The sequence below is a fragment of the Halorubrum sp. CSM-61 genome (assembly GCF_003781945.1).
In the GTDB taxonomy this organism is placed as follows: Archaea; Halobacteriota; Halobacteria; order Halobacteriales; family Haloferacaceae; genus Halorubrum.
The window spans coordinates 270,458-291,871 of record NZ_RJJW01000002.1; the positions used below are offsets into that span (position 1 = coordinate 270,458).

At 69.0% G+C, this 21,414-nt stretch carries 18 protein-coding genes; 7 read left to right on the forward strand and 11 right to left on the reverse strand.

The genetic code is table 11. The features are described 5' to 3' along the window. Positions 1 to 90 precede the first annotated feature (90 nt). Entirely contained in the window at positions 91 to 324 is a 234-nt protein-coding gene (locus tag EDM04_RS04385; protein WP_123619938.1) for a hypothetical protein, read from the reverse strand. A gap of 277 nt (positions 325 to 601) precedes the next feature. On the opposite strand from EDM04_RS04385, the gene EDM04_RS04390 reads away from it, so the two are divergent. The 4 genes from EDM04_RS04390 to EDM04_RS04405 all read left to right on the forward strand — a co-directional run bounded on the left by EDM04_RS04390 (position 602) and on the right by EDM04_RS04405 (position 5,122). Next, the gene (locus tag EDM04_RS04390; protein ID WP_123619939.1) at positions 602 to 904 is read left to right on the forward strand and encodes a hypothetical protein; all 303 of its coding nucleotides are present in this window, start codon (positions 602 to 604) and stop codon (positions 902 to 904) included. A gap of 89 nt (positions 905 to 993) precedes the next feature. Then, positions 994 to 2,205 carry a hypothetical protein gene (locus EDM04_RS04395; protein ID WP_123619940.1) on the forward strand — a complete coding sequence of 404 codons (1,212 nt, stop codon included), beginning with the start codon at positions 994 to 996 and terminating at the stop codon, positions 2,203 to 2,205. Positions 2,206 to 2,303: 98 nt separating this feature from the next. Further along, on the forward strand, positions 2,304 to 4,274 hold the full coding sequence (locus tag EDM04_RS04400; RefSeq protein WP_123619941.1) for an ABC transporter substrate-binding protein: 1,971 nt from the start codon (positions 2,304 to 2,306) through the stop codon (positions 4,272 to 4,274). Beyond that, complete coding sequence (locus EDM04_RS04405) at positions 4,271 to 5,122, forward strand: phosphatase PAP2 family protein (RefSeq protein ID WP_123619942.1); 852 nt, start codon at positions 4,271 to 4,273, stop codon at positions 5,120 to 5,122. The genes EDM04_RS04400 and EDM04_RS04405 overlap by 4 nt, the downstream gene beginning before the upstream one ends. A gap of 26 nt (positions 5,123 to 5,148) precedes the next feature. Here EDM04_RS04405 and EDM04_RS04410 read toward each other — a convergent pair whose 3' ends face one another. Then, positions 5,149 to 5,814 carry a DsbA family protein gene (locus EDM04_RS04410; protein WP_123619943.1) on the reverse strand — a complete coding sequence of 222 codons (666 nt, stop codon included), beginning with the start codon at positions 5,812 to 5,814 and terminating at the stop codon, positions 5,149 to 5,151. 85 nt (positions 5,815 to 5,899) lie between these two features. On the opposite strand from EDM04_RS04410, the gene thiD reads away from it, so the two are divergent. Further along, positions 5,900 to 6,727 carry a bifunctional hydroxymethylpyrimidine kinase/phosphomethylpyrimidine kinase gene (gene thiD, locus EDM04_RS04415; protein ID WP_123619944.1) on the forward strand — a complete coding sequence of 276 codons (828 nt, stop codon included), beginning with the start codon at positions 5,900 to 5,902 and terminating at the stop codon, positions 6,725 to 6,727. 579 nt (positions 6,728 to 7,306) lie between these two features. Here thiD and EDM04_RS04420 read toward each other — a convergent pair. Both EDM04_RS04420 and larE read right to left on the reverse strand, forming a co-directional pair. Then, positions 7,307 to 7,510, reverse strand: a complete 204-nt coding sequence (locus tag EDM04_RS04420; protein ID WP_123619945.1) for a hypothetical protein — start codon at positions 7,508 to 7,510, stop codon at positions 7,307 to 7,309. A gap of 102 nt (positions 7,511 to 7,612) precedes the next feature. Next, on the reverse strand, positions 7,613 to 8,551 hold the full coding sequence (larE, locus tag EDM04_RS04425) for an ATP-dependent sacrificial sulfur transferase LarE (protein WP_123619946.1): 939 nt from the start codon (positions 8,549 to 8,551) through the stop codon (positions 7,613 to 7,615). Positions 8,552 to 8,684: 133 nt separating this feature from the next. Here larE and EDM04_RS04430 point away from each other — a divergent pair, with 133 nt between their 5' ends. Further along, positions 8,685 to 10,715 carry a helix-hairpin-helix domain-containing protein gene (locus tag EDM04_RS04430; RefSeq protein ID WP_123619947.1) on the forward strand — a complete coding sequence of 677 codons (2,031 nt, stop codon included), beginning with the start codon at positions 8,685 to 8,687 and terminating at the stop codon, positions 10,713 to 10,715. A 26-nt stretch (positions 10,716 to 10,741) separates the two neighbouring features. Here the strand turns inward: EDM04_RS04430 and EDM04_RS04435 are convergent, their stop codons facing one another. The 5 genes from EDM04_RS04435 to EDM04_RS04455 form a co-directional block, all read right to left on the reverse strand. After that, positions 10,742 to 11,158 carry a PIN domain-containing protein gene (locus EDM04_RS04435; RefSeq protein ID WP_123619948.1) on the reverse strand — a complete coding sequence of 139 codons (417 nt, stop codon included), beginning with the start codon at positions 11,156 to 11,158 and terminating at the stop codon, positions 10,742 to 10,744. After that, positions 11,155 to 11,400: an antitoxin VapB family protein gene (locus EDM04_RS04440; RefSeq protein ID WP_123619949.1), complete on the reverse strand. Its 246-nt coding sequence runs from the start codon at positions 11,398 to 11,400 to the stop codon at positions 11,155 to 11,157. Before EDM04_RS04440 ends, EDM04_RS04435 begins: the two co-directional genes overlap by 4 nt. Before the next feature lie 65 nt (positions 11,401 to 11,465). Next, entirely contained in the window at positions 11,466 to 12,725 is a 1,260-nt protein-coding gene (locus EDM04_RS04445; RefSeq protein ID WP_123619950.1) for a magnesium transporter, read from the reverse strand. Positions 12,726 to 12,819: 94 nt separating this feature from the next. Beyond that, positions 12,820 to 15,771, reverse strand: coding sequence for an excinuclease ABC subunit UvrA (gene uvrA / locus EDM04_RS04450; protein ID WP_123619951.1), 2,952 nt, complete (start codon positions 15,769 to 15,771; stop codon positions 12,820 to 12,822). A gap of 102 nt (positions 15,772 to 15,873) precedes the next feature. Then, complete coding sequence (locus tag EDM04_RS04455) at positions 15,874 to 18,117, reverse strand: twin-arginine translocase subunit TatC (RefSeq protein WP_123619952.1); 2,244 nt, start codon at positions 18,115 to 18,117, stop codon at positions 15,874 to 15,876. A 121-nt stretch (positions 18,118 to 18,238) separates the two neighbouring features. Between EDM04_RS04455 and EDM04_RS04460 the strand changes: the two genes are divergently transcribed. Continuing rightward, a complete protein-coding gene (locus tag EDM04_RS04460; protein WP_123619953.1) occupies positions 18,239 to 19,462 on the forward strand; it encodes a twin-arginine translocase subunit TatC in 1,224 nt (407 codons plus the stop codon). Positions 19,463 to 19,601: 139 nt separating this feature from the next. Here EDM04_RS04460 and EDM04_RS04465 read toward each other — a convergent pair whose 3' ends face one another. Together EDM04_RS04465 and argF are read right to left on the reverse strand one after the other, a co-directional pair. Further along, positions 19,602 to 19,964: a hypothetical protein gene (locus tag EDM04_RS04465; protein ID WP_123619954.1), complete on the reverse strand. Its 363-nt coding sequence runs from the start codon at positions 19,962 to 19,964 to the stop codon at positions 19,602 to 19,604. 529 nt (positions 19,965 to 20,493) lie between these two features. Then, a complete protein-coding gene (gene argF / locus EDM04_RS04470; RefSeq protein ID WP_123619955.1) occupies positions 20,494 to 21,393 on the reverse strand; it encodes an ornithine carbamoyltransferase in 900 nt (299 codons plus the stop codon). Positions 21,394 to 21,414: the final 21 nt, after the last annotated feature.

Here is a 21,414-nt window from a genome sequence, read left to right on the forward strand (position 1 = left end):
GCCGCCGATCCGCTACTGGTTATTTGACTGTGTTGAAACTCTCTTCATCAGACATAACATCGTCTGGAACAGCTGGTCGCTGAAGAATGCTTAGTTACCGCGTCGTTCTTCCTCGACTTTTTCTGCTTGTTTATTTATTTTGGCGAGTTCGCGGACTTGCTGGCTGTCCGACCCGCCGTGACCGATTCGGACGGACAAGTCCAACGGTGACGGAACAAAGCGATCTTCGTCTTCCTCCTCACCTCGTTGATTACCGGATTCCTCGTTGGATTTCTCACCTCCTCTGAATAAGTCGAGGAACACCTCCCAAACACTGAGGGCCATATGTGCCACCTATGAGTTATTGGAAAATAAGTGTTCACACGGTTCCATCAGTAGCGCCAAATAATCGATGTCTCACCTGTCTTGACCGCAACCGGGTCAGATTGAGTCACCAGTTGAGGATTTCAACAAGCCGGTTATTTATAAGCGAGCGGCTGGGGCTTTGGAGGTCTTCACCACAGCGTCACCGATTTATAAACATTCAACGCCGGCTCCACCCACGGATCGATCAACCGCCTCTCGCCAACGGACCTATATCCGACGCGCCGGTACGACCTCCATGGACGACCGACTCGAACGCGTCATCCGCCAGCAGCTCCGCAAGGCGGGCAAGCAGTTCGAGGAGGCCAAGCGGGCGTACTCCGAGGCGAAGGATGACCCCGCGGGCGACGCCGCGGGAGCGAAGCGGTACGGCCTCCCGACCGACGACGAGGGACGCGCCCGGATCGTCTGTCGCCGGCACGCGGAGCGCCGGTCCGTCCCCGTCGACGAAGAGGGCCGACCGTCGTGTTTCGAGGGCGGGCACCCCGACTGCGAGGGGTGCGCGGAGGACGTGCGGGAGGGGTTCGTAGAGACTTGGTGAGCGCGGGGAGGGGCGGTGAGTAGAGAGTCCGGAAGCCCTCGCGAGAGACCACCCAAAGGCGTTTCTCTCCCGGCGTCTTCACACGACTCATGAAACGGACGACCGTCGTCGCGGTGCTCCTCGTCGGGGTCGGCGTCGGGCTCGCGGCCTCCGGCTTCTTCGCCGGGACGGGCGGCGAGGGGCCGCCGCCGACCGCCGAGGAGCCGGCGCCGCCGGATATCGACGAGGCGTCGCTCATCGAGGTCGCCGGTGACTACCGCCTCTGGCCGTACACGAGCCGGAGCACCTCCGCCGAGGGACGGACCCTCGCGATCAACGTCCTCTTCCACGCCGACGCGGAGACGACCCGGGCGGCGATCGAGGGCCAGGCGGAGACCGACTGGGAGGAGACCGACGAGAACGAGTCGGCGGCGACCGGCGGCGAGCAGGTGCGGGCGATCGCCGAGCGCGACTGGGCTGACGCGCACAGCTCCGACCGCTACAGCTACGTGTCGGGGCCGAGCGGCGGCGTCTGGCTGGCGGAGACGTTCGAGCTCCACGACGGGGCGTACCTCGGCGTGCGCGACCACCTCCGGGCGTACGAGTCGCCGGACGGCGCCTACACCGCGGTGCAGGCCCACGAAGAGTACTACGACTGGTTCCGGCTCCGCCACACGGTGCCAGGGATCGACGACCCGGCGGTCCGGCTCGAAGACGAGTTCATTTACGGCGCGGTCGACGCCGAGGTCAGCCGCGAGTACCGCGGCATCGAGGGCGGCTGGAGCGACGGCTGGGTCTCGGTGATCGAGCTCGCGGCGCTGGCGACGCTGTCCGGCGCGCTGCTTCGACGCCGAACGCCGGCCGCGGCGATCGAGTTCGCGAACCGAGCCCGACGAGAGGCGGTTCGGCACGCGGACGCCGCGGTGCTCGGCGCGGCGCTCGCGGCCCTCGTCGTCGGCGTCCGGGTCGCGGGGGTCGCGTTGGAGACCGCCTACCCCGCCCTCGGACCGAAGGTCATCGCCGCCCCGCTGTACCTCGTTATCGCGGTCGGGATCCCGGCGCTCGTCGTCGCTCGAGCGCCCGAGACGGAGCCGAGCGCGGCGCTTCTCGGCGTCGTCGGCGGACTGGGCGCGGGGTTCGTGATCGACTTCGCCGCGCTCGGCGTGGCGGTGCCGCCCGACCTCCTCGTCCACCGGGTCGCCCTCCTCGCCGCGCTCGGCGTCGTCGCGATGGGACGCGCCGCCGCCGATCGCCCGGTACTCGCCGCGGGGCTGGCGGCGTGGGCGGTCGGGCTGGCGCTCCCGCTCGCCGACGTGATCTGAGGGGTCGATTCGGCGGACCCGTCGGATCTATCGGGGGTTCGATCCGACGGCGACACCGCAGAAGAGATATACGCCGGGAGCGAAACAGCGACGAACGCATGGCGCGACAGGTCGGTCGGCGAGAGCTGCTCGCCGGAACGGGAATCGCGGCCCTGAGCGCCGGCTGTCTCGGGCGTACGCGGAACATCGCGGGACGCGAGCGGTCCTCGCAGCTGACCCTCGAGATCAACGCCCCGCCGGCCGACAGGGACCCCAACGCGATCCGGATCGCGCGGCACCTCGCGCAGAACCTAGACGCGGTTGGCGTCGACGCCCGGATCAACACTCTCGGATTCACCGACCTCCGGCGGAAGGTGCTCATCAACCACAACTTCGACGTGTACGTCGGACAGTTCCGGGAGGCGGAGCCGTTCGACCCGGACGCGATGTACGCGTTCGCTCACTCGCAGTTCGTCGCGGAGTCCGGCTGGCAGAACCCCTTCGGATTCACCGACATCAACGGCACCGACGAGCTGCTCGGGAGCCAGCGTCGGGTCGAGGGCGACGAGCGACGCGAGGCCGTCACGGACCTCCAGCGGGCCCTCGGCGAGCTGCAGCCGTTCACGGTCGTCGCGTTTCCCGACCCGCTCACGGCGGTCCGCGAGGACCGCTTCGAGAACTGGACGAACCGGCAGCCGCTGTCGGTCGGGGGACTGCTCGGCTTAGAGCGCGTCGGCGCGGCGGACGTGGGCGAGGGCGGGACCGCCGACGGAAACGAGACCGACGACGGCGCCAACGAGACCGCCGACCGCAACGAGACCGACGGCGATCTGATCGACGACAATCCCCTCACGGACGGCGACGACGGCGAAAACGACGCCGCGACCCTCCGGCTCGTGACGACCGACGAACGCATCACGCAGAACTGGAACCCGATCGCCGCGGAGTACCGGCGATACGGCACGTTCACTTCCCTGCTGTACGACCGGCTCGCGCTGGTCGACGGCGGGGAGGTGATCCCGTGGCTCGCCGCCGACTGGAAGCGGGTCGGCGGTTCGGGCATCGAGGTCTCGCTGCGGGACGCCGACTGGCACGACGGGGAGCCGGTGACGGCCGACGACGTCGCGTTCACCTACGAGTTCCTCCGGGACACCGCGATGGGAGGCACCGAGTCGCCGGTGCCGACGCCGACGTTCCGCGGCCGCGTCTCGGCCGTCGACGAGGCGACCGCCGTCGACGAGGCGACGGTTCGGCTGACGCTCGACGGCGTCAACGAGCCGGTCGGCGTGCGCGCGCTCCAGGTCCCGATCCTCCCGAAGCACGTCTGGGACGAGCGAACCGGCGTGGCGACGATCGCCGGCCTCGAGTTCGACGCGGAGACGACCGAAGCCGTGGTGACGAACAACGAGAACCCGATCGGGAGCGGCCCGCTGCGCTTCGTCGAGGCCGCCCCGGAGGAGTCGGTCGCCTTCGAGCGCAACCCGGACCACTTCCTCGTGCGCGAGGTGGGCGGCGACGGGTCGACCGGTGGCACCGACGACGGCGGCTCGACCGGTGACGAGACGGACCGGCTCGCGGGGATCCCCGAGCGGTTCCGCGGAAAGCCGGCGTTCGACCGGCTGGAGATCCAGGTGATGGGGTCGGACGTCGCCGCGGTGCAGGCGGTCGGCGACGGGTTCGCGGACGCGACCGTCTCGAACCTCGGGCCGGACTCCGTTCCGCGGATCGGACGAGAGGCCGACGCGCGACTCGTCACGGGACGGTCAGGCGGGTTCTATCACGTCGGGTACAACACCCGGCGCGCGCCGCTGTCGAACCCCCGGTTCCGCGGGGTGCTCGCGTCGCTGATCGACAAGCAGACCCTCGTCGACAGCGCGTTCGACGGGTACGCCGATCCCGCCGCCTCGCCGCTCGCCGCCACCCCGGAGTGGGTGCCCTCGGACCTGCGGTGGGAGGACCGGGAGAGGGACCCGTTCTACCCGTTCGTCGGCGAGTCCGGATCGCTCGACGCCGAGACGGCCCGCGACCGGCTCCGCGAGGCCGGGTACCGGTTCGACGAGGAGGGACGACTGCTCGCGCCGGGGACATGAGCCCGCTGCTGTCGGTCGTGAGTTCGCTCGCGCTGTGGGTGGGATCCGCCCTGCTCGTCGCGAGCGTCGCCATCGTCGGCCCGCGGCGACTGTACGCGCTCTGGGACGACCTCCGCGACCGCCTGTGGGAGATTCGGAAACCGCTCGCCGGGCTCGTGGTGGTGCTGATAGCGAGCGCGATCGGTCGGAGCTCCCTGCAGACGGTCTCCGAGCTGTTCGGGCTCCAATTGACGTGGGCCATCTACGCGCTGGAGGGGGACTTCGTCGCGTGGATACAGGCGACGTTCGCCTCGCCGCGGCTGACGATGTACTTCTCGTCGGTGTACGTGTACGGGTACGTGTTCCTGCTGTCGTTCCCGTTTCTCGCGTACCTCGCCCTGCCGCGGACGGCGACCGTGAAGCGGCTCGTCGTCGCGTACGCGCTCAACTACGCGATCGGCCTCGTGGTCTACACGATCGTCTTCGCGCACGGGCCCCGAAACGTCATGCCCGACATGGTGACGTCGCTGCTTTTCACCCACAATCCGGAGTTCATGGCGCTGACGGGCGAGGTGAACGAGCCCGCGAACGTCTTCCCCTCGCTTCACACGTCGCTGTCGGTGACCGTGGGGACGTTCGCGGTCCTGACCCGGCGGGAGTACCCGCTGTGGACCCCGATCGCCGCGTGGCTCGCGACGAGCGTGGTGATCGCGACGATGTACCTCGGAATCCACTGGCTCACCGACGTGTTCGGCGGGATCGCGCTCGCGCTCGGAGCCGTGTACCTGTCGTACCGGATCGTCGACGAAGCGGAGGAGGAAGGCGAGCGCGAGACCGACGGCGACGGCGAGAGTGAGGACGGAGAGTGATCCGGATGGGTCGAACGCGGCGGTGATTACCCCTCGACGAGCCGTTCGAGCTGTTCCGGCGGCACCGCGCCGCGGGCGGCGTGGCCGTCGTAGGCGAACGTCGGGACGCCGGTGACCCCGCGCTCCCGCGCCGCCGTGAACAGGTCGGTGACGCGGTCGCGGAGGTCGTCGTCTCCGAGGGCCTCGTCGACGATCGCGGGGTCGAGCCCGTCCACGCTCTCCGCGACGTCGACGAGCACCTCGCGGTCGCCGATGTCGCGGCCGTCCTCCCACAGCGCCGCGAAGACGGCCTCGTCGAACGCGAGCCACGAGTCGGGCGCGGTCTCTCGGACGTGCACCGAGACGATCTGCGCCGGGAGCGAGTCCACGTCGGTCCGGAGCTCCTGTGCCATCTCGGCGTCGTACTCCTCCTGGAGCCGCCGGACGTTCTCGCGGGCCTGCTCGTAGTACGCCTCGTCTTTCCCGTCGTCCGCGGAGTCGTCGATCTCGCCGTCCGGGCCGCGCTTGCCCGCCCGGAGGTCGAAGGGGTGCCAGTCGATTTCGAGCGGCTCCTCGCGCGTCTCCTGATACCGCGCGAGCGACTGTCGCCCGAGGTAACAGAACGGGCAGACGTAGTCGGAGTAGATCGTGATCGACTCGGTCGCGTCGGGATCGCGCGCGTCCGCGGCGTCCGCCGCGTCGGTGTTCGACATACCTCCGATTCGGCCGCGAGGGGCAAAGGCCGTTCGGCGGCGGCGATCGCCACGGTTTAAGATAACCGGGTTGTACAACCAGCATATGACAACCGCGCGCGACCCCGTTTCGCCGCCCGTCGCGCTCTCGATCGCCGGCAGCGACAGCGGCGGCGGGGCGGGGATACAGGCCGACCTGAAGGCGATGACCGCACACGGCGTCTTCGGGACCGCCGTCGTGACGGCGACGACGGCCCAGAACACCCGCGGCGTCCGCGACGTGCACGCGGTGCCGGCGGCGCACGTCGCGAGCCAGTGCGACGCCGTCTTCGACGACTTCGACGTGGGCGCGGTCAAGACCGGGATGCTCGCGGCGGCCGAGACGGTCGAGACGGTGACCGGGCTGGTCGCGGGCGTCGAGGCCCCGGTCGTCGTCGACCCGGTGATGGTCGCGACGAGCGGCGACCGCCTGCTGTCGCCCGAGGCGGAGGCCGCCTACGAGGGGCTGATCGAGGCGGCGACGCTCGTCACCCCCAACGCCGACGAGGCCGAGGTGCTGGTGGGCGACCCGGTCGACACGCCGGCCGAGGCCGAGCGCGCGGGGCGGGAGCTGGTCGCCGCGGGCGCCGACGCCGCGCTCGTGAAGGGCGGCCATATCGACGACGGAGACTCTGTGACCGACACGCTCGTTGTCGGGGGCGAAAAAGAAGACGCGACCGCGCTCCGCTTCGAGAACCCCCGCATCGCGACCGACGCGACCCACGGGTCCGGCTGCGCGCTGTCGAGCGCGATCGCGGCCCGACTGGCCCGCGGCGAGCGACTCCGCGAGGCGGTCGCCGCCACAGTCGACGAGATGGGGGCCGCGATCCGCCGCGGCTACGACGTGGGCGAGGGGCCCGGCGCGGTGAATCCGACAGTTCTGGGCGAGAAGTGAGCGGTCGGCTCCCGATCGTCCGGCCCCGTCGAATCCGTTTCTTCGGAGATACTCTCGTCCGAAACAGCCGGTCGCCAAAGCGTACTTTTGACCGATAGCGGGAGTAGGTATTGCACGTTAGTTGATCGAGGTTTTATACGTGATCGGGTGACGTTGCTAGCGGCTGTTTATAAGCGAACTGCGATGCTACGGTGGAGGCTTCCAAAGCCCCAGCCGTGAGGGCGGCGCACGCTTGCTGCGCTCCTCAGTCGCTCGTTTCACTCGCTCCCTGTGGTGCTTACGTCGCCTGCGCCGCCCTCACGGCTGCCCCTTTGAGTCCCGCCCCGCACAGCAACGCGCCTCACACCTCCCCAGCCTCGTCGCTGGCGGCTGTCGCCGCCAGCGACTCCCTCGCGCGTGCTGCTCGGCCGCGAGGCGGCCTCGCAGGCACGCGCCACTGCGTTGTAGCTTTAAAAGCGATCATCGGCGTCACTCACGGTTGCTTTTAAATATTGAAGCGCGGACGCCGATCTGCAATACTCACTCCCGCTATCACTCATCGGCTGACGGTTTCAGCGGGACCGCTCACCGAGTCCGAACTCACTCCCCGTCGGCGCTCGCGAAGAACTCCACGTCGCCGGCGATGACCGCGCTCGCGATCACCGCCGCGCCGACGAGCACGGCGACGACGAGCGTCGTCAGGGTCACGCCGAGCGTGTCGCCGCCGACCGCGACGCCGACGAACGCGCCGACGGCTCCGCCCACGCCGCCCGCGATGATCGCGAGCGTCTTCGCCTCGCTCATAGGTGTCGGTTCGTCAACACGGCAGATAAACGTTCGCGTCGGGTTCTCTCGGGTGATAACGCCTCGTCGCGGTCGCCGCGTCGCGTCCGATCCGCGACCGCCTCAGCGAGGGTACCGTCGGCCGAGGTCGACGTTCGGTCCGTCGGCGTCGGTTCCCTCGTCGCCTTCCCCCTCTCCCTCGCTCTCACCCTCATTGCCGCCCGGACTCACGCTCCCGGTGCGATAGCCGGCCATGTCGAGGGTGACGTACTCGAACCCCGCGTCGGTGAGGTGCTCGTGGACCGCGTCGGCGAAGGCGGGATCGAGCGCGCGCTCCAGCTCGTCGGGCGCGATCTCGACGCGCGCGAGCCCGTCGTGGTCGCGGACGCGGAACCCCTCGAACCCCCACTCGCGGAGCACCCGCTCGGCCTTCTCGACGCGAGTCAACCGCTCCTCCGTCACCTCCAGCCCGGTCGGGATCCGCGAGGAGAGACACGCCATGGAGGGCTTGTCGGCGACCGACAGGTCGTACGCCGCGGCGATCTCGCGGACCTCGTCTTTCGTGATCTCGGCGTCCAAAAGCGGCGAGAACACGTCGAGCTCCTCGACCGCGCGCAGGCCGGGGCGGTGGCCCTCGCCGGGGTCGTCGGCGTTGGTCCCGTCGCAGACGGTGCCGATACCGAGCTCTTGAGCCGTCTCGTACATCCGGCCGAGCCGCATCGTCCGGCAGTGGTAACACCGGTCGCCGTCGTTGGCGACGAAGTTCGGGTCGTCGAGCTCCGAGAAGGTGACCGTCTCGTGGCGGATTCCGATCTCGTCGGCGACCCGCGTCGCGTCGTCGAGCTCCGCGGCCGGCAGCGTCTCGCTGCGCGCCGTACAGGCGACCGCGTCGTCGCCGAGCGCGTCGCGCGCGAGCGCCGCGACGACCGCGGAGTCGACCCCGCCGGAGAAGGCGACGAGGACCCCGTCGCGCTCGGCGAGCGCGTCGCGGGCGGCCGCCGCTTTCGCCGCCGTCTCGGGGGCGAGGTCGCTCCCGTCGGCGGCGAGGGTGTGCTGGCTCATGAACCCGGATTCGCGGTCGGCGGGAAAAAGCGCGTCGGCCGCGGACGATCGGGATCAAGTGGGGTCGACGTGGCCGCCCTGGCGGCTCGGGACCCCCTATCCTTTTGCGCGTTGCCGCGATACCCGCGGACAGATGGAGTTGGAGGCGATCCCCGGCGTCGGCGCGAAGACGGCCGCGGCGTTACGCGAGCTCGACGATCCGGTCGCGACCGTCGAGTCCGGCGACGTGGCCGCGATCGCCCGCGCTCCCGGCGTCAACGAGGCCCGAGCGGCCCGCATCGCCCGCGGCGCGATCCGACGGCGACACGGCGACGACGGGCGCGTGCTGGCGACCGACCGCGCCCGCGAGGTGTACCGGGAGGCGATCGACCTGCTGCGCGAGCGCACCGTCACCGACTACGCCGCGAAGCGGCTGGAGACGTTCTACCCGAGCGCCTCGGCCTCGCGGATCGACGAGGCGCAGGCGTTCGTCGAGGACGCGGTCGAACGCGACCCCGACCCCGCGATCCGCGAGGCGCTGGCCGGGGTCGAACCGCTGGCGGACCCGCCGACCGTCCGGGTGCGCGACCGCTGTCTCGCGACGGCCGACGCCGAGACCCTCGCCCGCGCCGAGTCGGCGGTCCCGGAGCTGTCGGTCGAGACGGTCGAGGACACTCGCGATATCTCCGAACTCGCGCGGTCGTACGCGACCGTGATCGTCTTGGACGAGGAGTTCGCCGGGCTCGACGTCGAGGGCGACGTTCACGTCCGCCCGAACGCCCTCGACGAGCCCGCCGAGACCGTCCCCGAGCGCCTGCTCGCCTTCTTCGCCGCGAACCGCGAGCGGCTGGAGGCCGCCGCGGCGGTCCACGAGGCGGCCGCGGCGGCGGGCGATCCCGTCGCCGACGGCGACCCCGCGGCCGACCTCGACCGCCTCCGCGACGCGCTCGCGCGGCTCGACGACGACGGGACGGTCGTCGGCGACGGAGAGCTCGAACGGCTGACCGCCGCCGTCGACGATCTCGACGCCGCGGTGTCGACCGCGGAGTCGGTCGCCGACGACCGGCTCCGTGAGGCGATCCGCGAGCGCGACGTGACCATCGAGGGGACCGACTTCCTCTCCCTGGTCGAGCAGGGCGCCCGCGTCGACTCGCTTCTGGACCGCGAGCTGGCCGACGAGTACGACGAGGCCATCGAGCGCGCCCGCGAGCACCTCGCGGACGCGCTCCGCTTGGAGCCCGAGGAGGCGGAGCTCGCCGACCGCGTCTTCGGCGGCGACCCCTCCTTTCCGGTCGAGCACGACGAGAGCGCGGTGTCGCGGCTCCGCACCGAGCTCTCGGCGGCGCGCGACCGACGGGCCGCCCGGCTGAAGGCGGAGCTCGCGAGCGACCTCGGCGACCTGCGGGAGCCCGTGGAGGAGCTGGTGCGCGACGCCCTCGAACTCGACGTGGAGCTGGCGATCGCGCGGTTCGCGCGCGACTTCGACTGCGTCATGCCCGAGGTGGTCGACCCGGACGGGGGCCGCGAGGAGGGAGCCGGCGAAACGGCGGGCTTCCGCATCGAGGGCGGTCGCTCCCCGCTCCTCGACGTCGACTTCGAGGACGCCGAGCCGGTCGACTACGCGGTCTCGGGCGCGACGCTCCTCTCGGGGGTCAACTCCGGCGGGAAGACCTCCACGCTCGATTTGGTGGCGCTCGTGGTGGTGTTGGCGCAGATGGGGATGCCGGTCCCCGCCGAGTCGGCAAGGGTCGAACGGTTCGAGGAGGTCCACTACTACGCCAAGTCGCAGGGGACCCTCGACGCGGGCGCGTTCGAGGCGACGCTCCGGGACTTCGGCGATCTCGTCGAGGGCGCGGACGGCCGGCTCGTGTTGGTCGACGAGCTGGAGTCGATCACGGAGCCGGGCGCCTCCGCGAAGATCATCGCCGGCATCCTCGAGGCGCTCGACGAGCAGGACGCCACCGCCGTCTTCGTCTCCCACCTGGCTCGCGAGATCCGCGACGCCGCCGACTTCGACGTGGCGGTCGACGGGATCGAGGCCGCCGGGCTCGTCGACGGCGAGCTCCGGGTGAACCGCTCGCCGCGCAAGGGACACCTCGCGCGGTCGACGCCGGAGCTCATCGTCGAGAAGCTCGCCGGCGACCGCGGCGGCGACTTCTACGGGGACCTACTGGAGAAGTTCTGAGACGGGGAGGAATCGGCCGCGCGGCGCTACCGCTTCGGGTTGGACGATCGGTAGTTCTCGATCTCGACCACTTTTCGCGTCTCTTCGTGTGTGAGGTCGCTGTCGGCGGATACCACCGGCGAATCGAGTTCGCGTCCGACGGCCGCGACGGTCGCGTCGACGCCGTCGAGGAACGGTCCCTGGGCGCCGACCTCGTCGGCGACGTATCCCGCCTCCTCGGACACCGCTTCGTCGACCGCGTAGACCTCCGTCCAAGCGAGCGCGCCGATCGCGTCGTCGACCGACGCGTCGGGGAGGTTTCCGACGCCGACCAGCGTCTCGGCGTAGGCCGGTGCGGGTGCGATCCACGCCTCTCGGTCGCCGTCGTTCGCCTCGTAATACCGCTCGACGGCCGGTTCTCCGTTCAGGTAGTCGATGAGAAAGTTCGCGTCGAGGACCTTCATAAACGCTCGCTGAGTCGACGCATCCGTTCTCTCTGCTCGGCTTTTGCCTCCTCACGTCTCTCGCGAAGCCGGTCGGCCTGCTCGTCCGACAGTAGTCCGAACCCGTCGTGGAAATCGCTCTCGTTCCCCTCCGACAGCAACCGTTCGAGCACGTCGTTGTAACTCTCTCCGCTCTGCCGACGGCGATCGAGGTGTCGTTTCACCCGGTCGCTCACCCGGATCTGCTCGTCCGCCGTTGCCATTTCGCGTCAACGTTGGCGTTGACACGGCTTGAATATTGGGCCGTGAGGGGGTCCCGTCGTGAGGGCTACAACAGCACCGCGCCGGCGAGCCCGAGGAAGACGAAGAAACCGAGCACGTCGGTCGCGGTCGTGATGAAGATGGTCGCCGACGTGGCGGGGTCGTAGCCCAGCTTGTCGAGGACGAGCGGCGTGAGCGCGCCGAAGAAGCCGGCGATGACGAGGTTCGCGACCATCGACACGCCGATCACGGCGCCGAGCAGGACTCCGAACTCACCGTACGAGAAGGCGGTCGCGATGACCGCCACCAAGGCCCCGGTGATGACCCCGTTCGCCGCGCCGGCGATCGCCTCGTTCGCGATGACGCGCTTCCCGGTCGAAAGCGACACCTGGCCGAGCGAGATGCCGCGGACGGTGACCGCCATCGACTGCGTGCCGGCGTTGCCACCCATCCCCGCGACCACCGGCATGTACGCGGCGAGGATCGCGACGGCGGCGATCGTCGACTCGAAGAGCCCGACCACCGCCGCGGCCATGAACGCGGTCGCGAGGTTGAGGACGAGCCACTTGTACCGCCGCCGGACCTTCTCGACCGGCCCGTCGAGCACGCTCTCCTCCTCCGCGACGCCGGTGAACTCGTAGAGCGTCTCGCCGGCGGCCTCGTCGATCAGCCGGAGGAGGTCGCTCGCGTAGATCACGCCCAAGACGTCGCCGTCCTCGTCGAGCACCGCCACGGTCCGCTCGCTGTTCTGCCGGAACACCGCGAGCACCTCCTCGTCGTCGCGGTCGTACCGAACCGAGGGCGTCTCCTGGAGGTGGTCCGTGATCCGCTCGGTCTCCGGGTCCGCCACCGAGATCGCCGCGCCGGGAAGCTCGCCGAGGAGCTCGTCCCCGTCGGTGACGAGGATCGTCGGTACTCGTCCCGTGCGCTCCTCGAAGCGGCGGACGCGCTCGGCCACCGCGTCGAACCCCCGGCTCCGATCGACGGTGACGTAGTCGAGGTTCATCAGCCCGGCCGCGCTCTCGGGGTCGAACGACAGCAGGAAGTCGATCTTCTCGCGGCGCTCGGCGTCGAGGGTCGCGAGCACCGCCTCGCGGGTCTCCGGGTCCGCGTATCCGAGCACGTCGGTCACCTCGTCCGGATCGAGCCGGTCGGTGAACGCCTCCAGTTGCGACCGGCTCATGTCCGCGACGAGCGCCTCCCGAGCGCTTTCCGGGAGCGAGAAGAACACGTCGCGCCGCTCGTCTCGCGGGAGGTCCGCGAACGGCACCGACGGCTCCAACGACATCGAGATGGTCTCCCCCGCGTCCTCAGCCTGAGTCGCCATACGATTGCGGCGCGACTGACTCACTAAATGGTACCGGGCGTGCGGCGATGCGGGGGTGCGGGCGTACGGAGGTGCTACACCAAAGTTCCCGCCCTCAGTCGTCGTCCGCGGCCGCCGGCTTCCGGCGGTCGTCGCGCGGCCCCTCCAGCTCCACGTCGGGGAGCATGTCGCGGAGGTACCGACCGGTGTGCGAGTCCTCCTCGCGGGCCACGTCCTCCGGGGTCCCGCCGGCGACCAGTTCGCCGCCGCCGTCGCCGCCCTCGGGACCGAGGTCGATCACGCGGTCGGCGTTCTTGACGAGGTCGAGCTCGTGTTCGATGACGACGGCCGTGTTGCCGGCGTCGACGAGGCGGTGGAGCACGTCGATCAGCTTGCGCTCGTCCTCCTTGTGGAGCCCCGTCGTCGGCTCGTCGAGCAGGTAGAGGGTGTCGCCGGTCGCCTTCTTGCCGAGCTCCTCTGCGAGCTTCACGCGCTGCGCCTCGCCGCCGGAGAGCGTGGTGGAGGGCTGGCCCAGCTCCATGTAGCCGAGCCCCACGTCCTTCAGCAGCTTCAGGCGGCGCTGGAGCCCCCGGTGGCTCTCGAAGAAGTCGTACGCCTCGTCGACGCTCATGTCGAGCACGTCCGAGATGGTCGCGCCCTTGTACTCCACCTCGAGCGTCTCGTCGTTGTAGCGCGCGCCGCCGCACTCCTCGCAGGGGACGTACACGTCCGAGAGGAAGTTCATCTCGATCTTCACGGTCCCCTGTCCGCCGCACTCCTCGCAGCGCCCGCCCTTCACGTTGAAGGAGAAGCGGCCCTTCTCGTAGCCGCGGCGCTTCGCGAGCTTGGTCTCCGCGAACAGCTCGCGGACGTAGTCGAACACGTCGGTGTACGTCGCGGGGTTCGAGCGCGGCGTCCGGCCGATCGGCGACTGGTCGATGAGCCGCACCGTCTCGATCCCCGCTTTCCCCTCGATCGCGTCGTGCTCGCCGGGGTCGACCGAAGTGTTGTCGTTCATCTCGCGGACGAGTCCCTTGTACAGCACGTCGTGGACGAGCGTCGACTTCCCGGAGCCGGAGACGCCCGTGACCGTCGTCAGCGTCCCGAGCGGGACCGACACGTCGAGGTCCTTGAGGTTGTGCTGGCGGGCGCCCCGCACCGTCAGCTCGCCGTCCGGCTCGCGGCGCTCGGCGGGTACCGGGATCTCCCTGCGGCCCGCGAGGTAGTCGGCGGTGATCGAGTCGTCGGCCGCGACGATGTCGTCGAAGTCGCCCTGCGCGACCACCTCGCCGCCCCGCTTGCCGGGGCCGGGCCCCATGTCGATGATCTCGTCGGCGCGGCGCATCGTCTCCTCGTCGTGCTCGACGACGACGAGGGTGTTCCCGAGGTCGCGGAGCCCCGCGAGGGTGTTCAGCAGGCGGTCGTTGTCGCGCTGGTGGAGCCCGATCGACGGCTCGTCTAAGACGTACAGCACGCCTACGAGCCCCGAGCCGACCTGCGTCGCGAGCCGGATGCGCTGGCTCTCGCCGCCGGAGAGCGTCGACGCCTCGCGGTCGAGCGTGAGGTACTCCAGGCCGACCTCCTCCATGAAGCCGAGCCGGGCGCGGATCTCTTTTAAGATCTCCGCGGCGATGGTCGTCTCGCGCTCGTTCAGCTCCGCCTCCATCCCCTCGAAGTGCTCGCGCGCCTCGGCGATCGACATCTCGTTGACCTCGGTGATCGCGGTGCTCGCGACGAACACGTGCCGCGACTGCTCTTTCAGGCGGGTGCCCTCGCACTCCGGGCACGTCGTCACGGCCATGTACTCCTCGATGTGGTCGCGGGCGCGCTCGGAGTCGGTCTCGACGTGACGGCGCTCTAAGTTCGGGATGACGCCCTCGAACCGCTCGGTCTTCTCGCGGGTGCCGTTCTTGGTGGTCCACTCGAAGTGGACCAGATCGTCGGTGCCGTAGAGGAACTGCCGCCGGATCGACTCGTCGAGCTCCTCGAAGGGCGCGTCCAGCGAGACGCCGAAGTGGTCGGCGACGTTGTCGAGCTGGCGGGAGTAGTAGGTGCGGTCGTAGCTCCACGGCTCGAAGACGTGTTTGAGGGGCTTGGAGGGGTCCTCGACGACGAGGCCCTCGTCGACCTCCTTCGTTGAGCCGATCCCCTCACACTCGGGACAGGCCCCGTAGGGGCTGTTAAAGGAGAACGAGCGCGTCTCGATCGCGGAGAACTGCACGTCGGAGTTGGGGTTGCCCAGCTCCTCGGAGAACTCGACGACGAGCCGGTCGTCGCGATCGGCGTCGGCCGCGAGCGATCCGGTCGAGCGCGCGTTCGACGCGAACGGCACGTCCTCGGGCGGGTCGGGGACGATCAGCTTGAGCGCGCCGTCCGCCTCCTCCAAGGCGGTCTCGACGGAGTCCGTGATCCGCGACCGGGCATCGGACGAGATCGTCACGCGGTCGACGATCACGTCGATCGTGTGGTCGTAGTTCTCGTCGAGGTCGGGGTCGTCCAAGGTCAGGTCGATCGGCTCGCCGTCGACCTCGACGCGGGCGTACCCGTCGCTCACGAGCTCCTCGAAGCGGTCCTCGAACGCGCCCTTCTGGTCGCGGACGACCGGCGCCGCGATCTTCGCGCGGGTGCCCTCGGGCAGGTCGAGGATCTGGTTCACCATGTCCTGTGCGGACTGCTCGCCGACCTCCTCGCCGGTGACGGGGTCGTACTGGGTGCCGATCCGGGCGTACAGCAGCCGGAGGTAGTCGTGCAGCTCGGTGACGGTCCCCACGGTCGAGCGGGGGTTGTTCGCGGCGTTCTTCTGGTCGATCGAGATCGCGGGCGAGAGCCCCTCGACGGACTCCACCTGGGGTTTGTCCATCTGCCCGAGGAAGTTGCGGGCGTACGCCGACAGCGACTCGATGTACCGGCGCTGTCCCTCGGCGTAGACGGTGTCGAACGCGAGCGACGACTTCCCCGACCCGGAGAGCCCGGTGACGACGGTGAACTCCTCCCGTGGAATCCGGACGTCGAGGTCCTTGAGGTTGTGCTCCTCGGCGCCGCGGACCTCGATGTAGTCCTTGCTCATCTTGTACCTCACTATTGCGTGCGCGCGCGGGAATACCCGTCGGTCTCGGCGGTCTGCGGCGCTGGCGGCGAAGGGAGCAGACGAAGGAGACTCGGGTGCCCGTCAGCGCCCGACGAGCTCCGAGGGCGGCGAGAGGTTCCGCCGGCCGCCGAACGTGACGAGGAACAAGACGCCGATACCGACGCCGTACGCCGCCATGAGCGGGAGCGTCGCGAGGATCATCGTGATCACGTCGGCGGGAGTGAACACCGCCGCGAACAGCATGATCCCGACGGTGACCTCGCGCCAGCGGTTCCGGAAGACCCGGTAGGGAACTCCGGCGTTGTTCAACAGGAGCATCGCGATCGGGATGTCCGCGAGGAAGCCGATCCCGATCGTGGTGTAGATGACGAGCCAGAAGAAGTCGCCCACCTGGTAGGTGATTATCATATCGGCGAGCCGCGCGTCGGTGACGAGCCAGCCGATGAGGCTGGGCGCGATGTACGCGTAGCCGAGGGCGAAGCCGCCGATCAGACCGGCGAACAGCGCGCCCGCCCAGAGGTACACCTGGTAGATGTGCCCGGCGACGAAGCCGCGCTCGCGGAGAGCGGGCCACGCGTAGTAGAGCACGACCGGGAACACGGCGACGATCCCGAGCAGCACGGAGAACTTCACCATGAAGATCAGCGCCTCGACCGGGTGGAGGGTGATGATGTTGATCCCGCCCTCGATCTCGGCGGGGACGCGGGACTCCAGATCGTTGCGAACCGTCCCGAGCCCGCCGAGGTACAGCCACGTGAACGCGGCCGCCATCACGCCGCCGAAGACGGCGACGAGCCGGAACGACCGCGAGCGCAGCGAGTCGAAGATGAACTTGAGGTCAGTGTAGTAGCCGCCGATGTCGTCTTCGGCCTCCTCCTCGTCGCCGTCGGTGAGCTCGGAGAGGAACGTGGAACTCGCGCGGGAGGTGCGGTCCTGAACGGTTCCCACGAGGCCGTCGTCGCCCGCGCCGCCGGTACCGCCCGCCCCACCGCCTCCGGTCCCCGCCGCGTCGGCGCCCGAGGTGCCGTCGGCGTCTCCATCTCCGTCTCCGCCTTCGTGTACCGCGTCGAACCGGTCGAGGATCGCCTGCGCCTTCTCCGGGTCGTCGTCGTCGATCGCGGCCTGCGCGAGCGCCAGCGACTCCTCCTCGTCCATCTCCGCGAACGCGTCGTCCGGGGCGGCGCGCACGCCGGCCGCGTCGAGTTCGCTCACGTCGATGGCCGCGGGGTCGCCGTACTGGTAGCCCGCGCTCGTCGTGTCGAGGTCGGCGTAGACGGCCCACAGCGTCGCGACGGCGACGAACGCGAACGCCCACACGGCGGCGTAGATCCCGGCCGTCGTCGCGGGGTCGGCTCCGAGGCCGGCGCCGGGCTCGAGGAAGCGCCAGTCGCTGCCGGCGAGCCGGAGGAGGTCGTTGAGGCCCGTCCGGCCGCCGTACTCGTAGAAGGCGTAGACGAGCCCGCCGCCGAGGACGGCCGCGCCGCCGACGACGTTCCAGTGGTTCCGCGCGGCGCCGAACACGTCGATCCGGTCGGAGCTCCGCTTGGCCGTGACGACGAGCTTCGCGAGGTAGAGGCTGAAGCCGTACAGGGCGATGAGCGGGAACGCCCACATCAGCTGGGTGAACGGGTCCGGCGGGGAGAACATCGCGCCGAAGACGAAGATGGCGACGACCGCGTAGCGCCACTTGTCGCGGAACGTCTCGTACTGGACGATCCCCGAGTAGGAGAGGCCGGTGATGAGAAGCGGCATCTGGCCGGCGAGCCCGAAGGACAGCGAGAGGAAGACGATGAACTCCGTCCACATCACGATCCCGTAGGTCGGCTGGAGCCCGGCCTCCAGCCCGAAGCCGGCGAGGAACGAGAACATGATCGGGAAGAAGGCGTAGACGCCGTAGGCGACCCCCACGGTGAAGAGCCCGGCTCCGAGGAGGAAGATCGCGGCGAGCTTCCAGCGCGGGACCGGCGACTGCGGCCACGCCCCGCGGGCGCGGAGCTCGTCGCGGGCCACGTAGATGAAGGGCGGAATCGCGAAGATCACGCCGACGATCAGCCCGATCTTCGCCTGCAGGAGGATCACCTCGAACGGGGTCGTCGCGATCACGTCCGTCTCGGCGGCGACCGCGGGCGACATGTTCGCCTCGGTGACCGCTCTGAGAGCGTCCCAGACGTACACGCGGAGTGCCCAGAACGTCGCGAGGAACCCCAACAGGAAGACGACGAACACCTTCTGAAGGTCTTTCTGCACCGACCGGAGGAAGGCCTTCGCCGACTCGCGTCCCTCCGCGAGCGACTGCTGGGTATCCTCGTCGAGGGCACTCGCCATACGGGACCGGAAGTCCGTCGCCGTTATCAACCTTTTCGACCGCGCTCGCGTCCGCGCGTCGGGCCGACGCTCGCCGCCATCCGAAAAGGCCTATAGTCACCCGGTTGCCTAGAAGAAGTGAATGGACGACTCGGACCGGTCGCGTGACGAGCCCTCGGCCCCCGACGACGACTCGGTCGACGACGACGGGAGGGTCGACAGCGCCGACGCCGACGAAGCGGCCGAAACGGGCGACGAACCCGTTGAGAACGGTCGATCGGCCGACGACGGAGCGGGCGACGAGTCGGAGTCCGTCGAGTCGGAGGTCTCTCCCGAGGTCACGCCGGAGATCGGCGCGAACGGGGACGACGCGGGCGACCCGAGCAACGCGGCCGACGAGGACGACGAAGGCGGCACCTTCGACGCGCACGAGCCCGGGAGCGCGAAACACCTCGACGACAGCGAGAAGCCGGACCTCACCGGCGGTTCGGCCGACGACGACTCCGGCGACGAAGACGGCGAAGGCGGCGACTCCACCCGCCCTGACCTCCCCGAGGACGCTCCCGACGCCCCGACCGTCGAGGACGGCGGGGTCGCGGGCGGGGGGACGGCCGTCGAAAGCGACGAGGAGTTCTCGGGGTTAGAGGCGCCGGAGACGGACGAGGAGATGCCGCTCGCGGCCCACATCGAGGAGATGATGCGGCGGCTCGCCGTCGTCTTCGCCATCGGCGGGCTGGCGACGCTGGTCGTCGTCACCGAGTCGACGGAGCTCATCAACTACTTCTGGAGCTACCACATCCCCGCGCCGATGGAGAACCGGCCGCGGCTGTACGGCCCCCTCGAACTCCCGCTCACGCGGCTGAAAGTCGCCGGACTCGCGGGCGTCGTGGTCGGGCTCCCGGCGTTCGTCTACCAGACCTACCGGTTCATGAAGCCGGGGCTGTACGAGAACGAGCGGCGCTACTACCTCGCGGCGGTCCCGACGAGCCTCGTGCTCGGCGGGGTGGGGATCGCGTTCGCGCACTTCCTCGTGTTGCCCGCGATCTTCTCGTATTTCACCACCTACACCTCCGACGCCGCGACGATCGCCTTCGGGCTCGCGGAGACGTTCAACCTGATCGTCATCATGCTGGCGTTCATGGCGATCGTCTTCCAGATCCCGCTTTTCATCATGCTCGCGATCATGATGAACCTCGTCACCCGGCAGTGGCTGGAGGCGAAGCGGCTGATCTTCTGGGGGTCGTTCCTCGGGATCGCCTTTTTGTTCAGCCCCGACCCGACCGGGATGGCGCCGATCATCGTGACGCTGACGATGATCGTGTTGTACGAGGGGACGCTGGCGGTGCTGCGCTGGACCGGGAACTAGATCTGGGATTGGGTTTTTGGGCTCTGTTGGAATCCTTAGAAAGTAACACATTCTGACCGAGGTGTGGTCAGTACAGGGGCCCCAGGAATCGCTCAATAAAGAACGATAGCAGACCGATCTGTACGAGTTATCCGGGCAGTCAGTCAGCGCCTTCTGACTCCTCGGTAGTCGTCTGTCTAACTGGGAATATCTCCGTGTCGGGTTCGTCAAACGGACTGTCAGGTCCGGTGAGCCATGCGGAGAGGTAGACGACACAGGCGGCGACGACAGCCGGCAGCAGTTGGACCGTGAAGACGCCGTAGACAACCGTGACAGCGATCGTAGCGCGAGTGAGTGTGTGGCGTTCTGCGCCGCCGTAATACACCAGCACGGCGACGACGAGCGCTGAAAGCAGGAACCCTGCTCCGATTAGAGCTCGGGCCATGACTATCCAATACGCAAGTCCACAGACGCCAATCAGCACCAGCGCCGCGACGATATAATTACGCTTCAGGGAGGGCATGGTGATCCCGTTTCATCCGAACATATTAAATTACAGTTATTAGTCACGAAGCAGTTCTCATCGACCGGCTGTTTCAGACAATAATATGTCTGAAGAATAGGAGTTCAACAGAGCCGGTTTTTGTGATCCGTTTGTTGTCGCGGAGGCCATCGCCAAAGATCCAGCCGCTCGCTTATAAGCCGTTGACTGCGGATCGACAGTGAACACCTCCAAAGCCCCAGCCGCGAGGAGGGCGCATGCTCGCTGCGCTCCTCACTCGGTCGCTCACGTTGTTCGCTCCCTCGTTGCGGTGCTTACATCGCCTGCGCCCTCCTCGCGGCTGCCCCTTTGAGTCCCGCCCCGCACAGCGACCGCAGCCTCACGCCTCCCCAGCCTCGTCGCTCGCTCGGGGCTCCCTCCGGTCGCCCACGTCACTCGCGACTCCCTCGCGCGTGCTCCTTGCGGCCGCCTTCGGCGGCCACTCGGAGGCACGCGCCACCGCACATCTTCTTATAAATAGCTCTCGGTCAAGCCAACTCTCGCTCAGCTCTCACTCCCCGCCGAGCAGCTCGACGAGCAGCGCGTTCTGCGCGTGCATCCGGTTTTCGGCCTGGTCCCAGACGAGCGCGCGGTCGGACTCCAACACGTCGTTCGTGATCTCCTCGCCGCGGTGCGCGGGTAGGCAGTGCATCACCTTCGCGTCGGTGCCGGCGAGCAGGGCGTCGTTCACCTGAAACCCCTCGAAGGCGGCGAGCTTCTCCTCGCGCTCGTCCTCCTGTCCCATCGAGATCCACACGTCGGTGTAGACCACGTCGGCGCCGTCGATCGCGGCCTCGGGGTCCGTAGTGGGCTCCACGTCGGCGCCGAACTCCGCGGCGCGGTCGAAGACGGCGGGGTTCATCCCGTACGCTGCGGGGGTGGCGACCTCGACGTCGATCCCGGCCATCGTCGCGCCGACGACGAACGACTGCCCGACGTTGTTGCCGTCGCCGACCCACGCGACCGTGGCGTCCTCGCCGACCGTCTCGCGGATGGTGAGGAGGTCGGCGAGCGTCTGGCACGGGTGCGCCTCGTCCGTGAGCCCGTTGATCACGGGGCAGTCGGCGTGTGCGGCGAGGGTCTCGACGTCCTCGTGGTCGAACAGCCTGGCCATCACGCCGTCGACGTACCGGCCGAGCACGCGCGCGGTGTCGCGCAGCGGCTCGCCGTGACCCAACTGGATGTCGTCGGGGCCGAGGAACATCGCGTGGCCGCCCAGCCGGGTCATTCCCGTCTCGAAGGAGACGCGGGTCCGAGTCGAGGGCTTCTCGAAGATCATCCCGAGCGTCGCGTCGCCGAGTCGGGGGTCGGTCTCGCCCGCCTTCATCGCGGCGGCGCGGTCGAGCAGGGCGTCCAGTTCGGCCGGCGTCACGTCGTCGATGTCGAGGAAGTCGTCGGTGGCGAGTGGCATGGGTAAGTCGTCTGTGTGGAT